The sequence below is a fragment of the Burkholderia sp. Ac-20353 genome (genome assembly GCF_017104785.1).
In the GTDB taxonomy this organism is placed as follows: Bacteria; Pseudomonadota; Gammaproteobacteria; order Burkholderiales; family Burkholderiaceae; genus Burkholderia.
The window spans coordinates 1-2,568 of the sequence record NZ_JAAGPL010000419.1 but is presented as its reverse complement, the minus strand read 5'-3'; the positions used below and the strand labels follow the sequence as shown (position 1 = coordinate 2,568).

General features: G+C 68.2%; 3 protein-coding genes. 1 reads left to right on the top strand and 2 read right to left on the bottom strand.

Features of this window, described 5'->3' with window-relative positions; translation table 11 throughout:
* On the bottom strand, nucleotides 1-1,434 hold a 1,434-nt coding region (locus tag G3N94_RS40850; protein WP_205799840.1), incomplete at its 3' end, for a DEAD/DEAH box helicase.
* A 347-nt stretch (nucleotides 1,435-1,781) separates the two neighbouring features.
* Entirely contained in the window at nucleotides 1,782-2,051 is a 270-nt protein-coding gene (locus G3N94_RS40845) for an acyl-CoA-binding protein (protein WP_205799839.1), read from the bottom strand.
* 148 nt (nucleotides 2,052-2,199) lie between these two features.
* On the opposite strand from G3N94_RS40845, the gene tsaB reads away from it, so the two are divergent.
* On the top strand, nucleotides 2,200-2,568 hold a 369-nt coding region (gene tsaB / locus G3N94_RS40840), incomplete at its 3' end, for a tRNA (adenosine(37)-N6)-threonylcarbamoyltransferase complex dimerization subunit type 1 TsaB (RefSeq protein ID WP_205799838.1).

Genomic DNA, 2,568 nt, shown 5'->3' with positions numbered 1-2,568 from the left:
GCCGCCATAGCTGCGGCCGCTGCCGTTGCCGTGACCGCCGCCCGGCTTGCCGCCGAAACGGCGACCGCCGTTACCGCCACCCGGACGGCCGCGGCCGCCGGTGCCGCGATCGTTGCGCGGCGGCGCCTTGCGCGGCTCGAAGCCTTCGATCACGTTGACCGGCAGCGGCGAGCGCACGAAGCGCTCGATACGCTTCAGCGCGCCTTGCTCGGCGTGATGCACGAGGCTGACTGCGATGCCCGAGCGGCCCGCGCGGCCGGTACGGCCGATACGGTGCACGTAGTCTTCGGCGAACTTCGGCAGGTCGTAGTTGAACACGTGCGTGATGCCCGGGATGTCGATGCCGCGCGCCGCGACGTCGGTCGCGACGAGCACGCGCACGCGGCGCTCGCGCAGCGCACGGATCGTGCGGTTACGGGCGCCCTGCGGCAGGTCGCCGTGCAGCGCGGCCGATTCGAAGCCTGCGTCCGCGAGGCGGCCGGCGAGCTGGTCGGCATCGATCTTGGTCGCCGTGAAGATGATCGCCTGGTCCAGCGCGTCGTCGCGCAGCAGGTGATCGAGCAGGCGATCCTTGTGATCGCGGTCGTCGACGTAGTGCACGGTCTGCGCGATGTTCGTGCGCGATTCGAGGCGCTGCTGGATCTCGATGCGCTCCGGATCCTTCAGCAGGCGGCTCGTCAGCGAACCGATCTTGCCGTCGAGCGTGGCCGAGAACAGCATCGTCTGGCGCGACTCGGGCGTTGCGTCGACGATCGTTTCGATGTCCTCGATGAAGCCCATGTCGAGCATGCGGTCGGCTTCGTCGAGCACGAGCATCTTCAGTTCGGACAGGTCGATGCGGCCGCGCTCGAGGTGGTCGAGCAGGCGGCCGGGGGTCGCGACGAGGATCTCCGGGTTCTTCGCGAGCAGCATCAGCTGCTGGCCGTATGCGACGCCGCCGAGGATGCTGACGGTGCGCAGGCGCTTCAGATGCTTGCCGTAGGTCGATGCGGCGGTCGTCACCTGCATCGCGAGTTCACGGGTCGGGGTCAGCACGAGGAGGCCCGGGCGCGCGACCGGCTGCGGGCGGCGGCCGCGGCGATCACCGCCGTTCGGCTCGCGCGGAGCGCGCGGCTGCTGTGCCTGCGCCTTCTGGAGCTGCGCGAAACGCTCGATCGCGGGCAGCATGAATGCGGCGGTCTTGCCCGAGCCGGTCGGGCTCGACACCAGCAGGTCGCGGCCGGCGATGCCGGCCGGGATCGCGCGCTGCTGGACCGGCGTCGGCTTCACGTAGCCGGCGGCCTCCAGCGCGGAGACGATCTCCGGCGACAGCCCGAGCGACGCGAAGGTCGGCTCGTCGGCGGCCGGCGCGGCAGCGGCCTGCGCGGCTTCGTCGAGACCGAGCGCCTTGTCGGCGGTCGCGTTGAGGGGGCTGGTGGAAATGCTCGAAGTCATAACAATCCTTGAAACACAGTGGGTGAAACGTCGGCGCCAATCGCGCATACCCAAGTTGTCGGATTCAACGAGCAAATCGGAAAACGGGTGCAATCCGCCAGTCACGAGGCGGATGAGGCTAGAAGCTGTTTTGGGTGCGGCGTGCTATGACAGCGTTGCCGCCAGCCTGATAATTGACGGCCGCGAGAGCCGAAGCAGGAAGGGGACAGGTTCTAAACCGGATTGGAGCTTAACGCTACGAGACGTCAGGCCGGATCGGCCAACGGGCCGAGCGCGGAAGTGACGCAGCCGGCATTATAATGATTTTTGCTGCGCTGCGCCACTGCCGATTTCACTATGCGTCGCGATCAGGACGCGGTGCCGTTCTTCAGCGATTCGACGAGCTCGACGTACTGCTGCTTCGCCGCATCCTGCGACGTGCCCTTCAGCGCGTCCCACGCGTCGTACTTGTACTTGCCGACGATGTCGGTGAAGCCCGGCTTGTCGCCATGCGCATCGCCGTCGGTCGCTTGCTTGAAGAGCGCGTAGAGGCGCAACAGGGTCAGGTTGCCGGGGCGCTCGGTCAGTTGCTTGACGTCGATCTGGGCTTGGTCGAATCGGGCGGTGATTTCGCTCATCGGGTGTCTCCGGTAAGGGTTTCGAGTCGGGCGATCTTAACAAGCGGACAGGCGCGCGGGGTCGAGCGATCCTTCCAAACCGCCGCGGACACCCGGCGTGCGGTGTGATCCGCGGCAATCGCCCGTGGGAGCGGGGCGCCGCATTACAATGTCGGCCATGACGCAAACAGTGCTCCTCGCCATCGATACGTCGACCGAATACTGCTCGGTCGCGCTGCTGCGCTCGGCCACCGCCGAATCCGCCGCTTCCTCCCTGCAAAGCTGGGTCCGCCACGAACTGACGGGCGCCGTGTCGAGCACGCGCGTGCTGCCGGCCGTCCAGGAACTCTTCGCCGAATCCGGGCTGACGCTTGCCGACTGCGACGCGATCGCGTTCGGCGCGGGCCCCGGCTCGTTCACGGGCCTGCGCACCGCAACCGGCATCGTGCAAGGCCTCGCGTTCGGGCGCGGGCTGCCGGTCGTGCCGGTCGGCACGCTGCTCGCGTGCGCCGAGCACGCGCGGCTGCGCACGCCGGGC

Coding starts and splice junctions, on each gene's coding strand:
- G3N94_RS40845 (WP_205799839.1), bottom strand. CDS start 2,051: ATGAGCGAAATCACCGCCCGATTCGACCAAGCCCAGATCGACGTCAAG.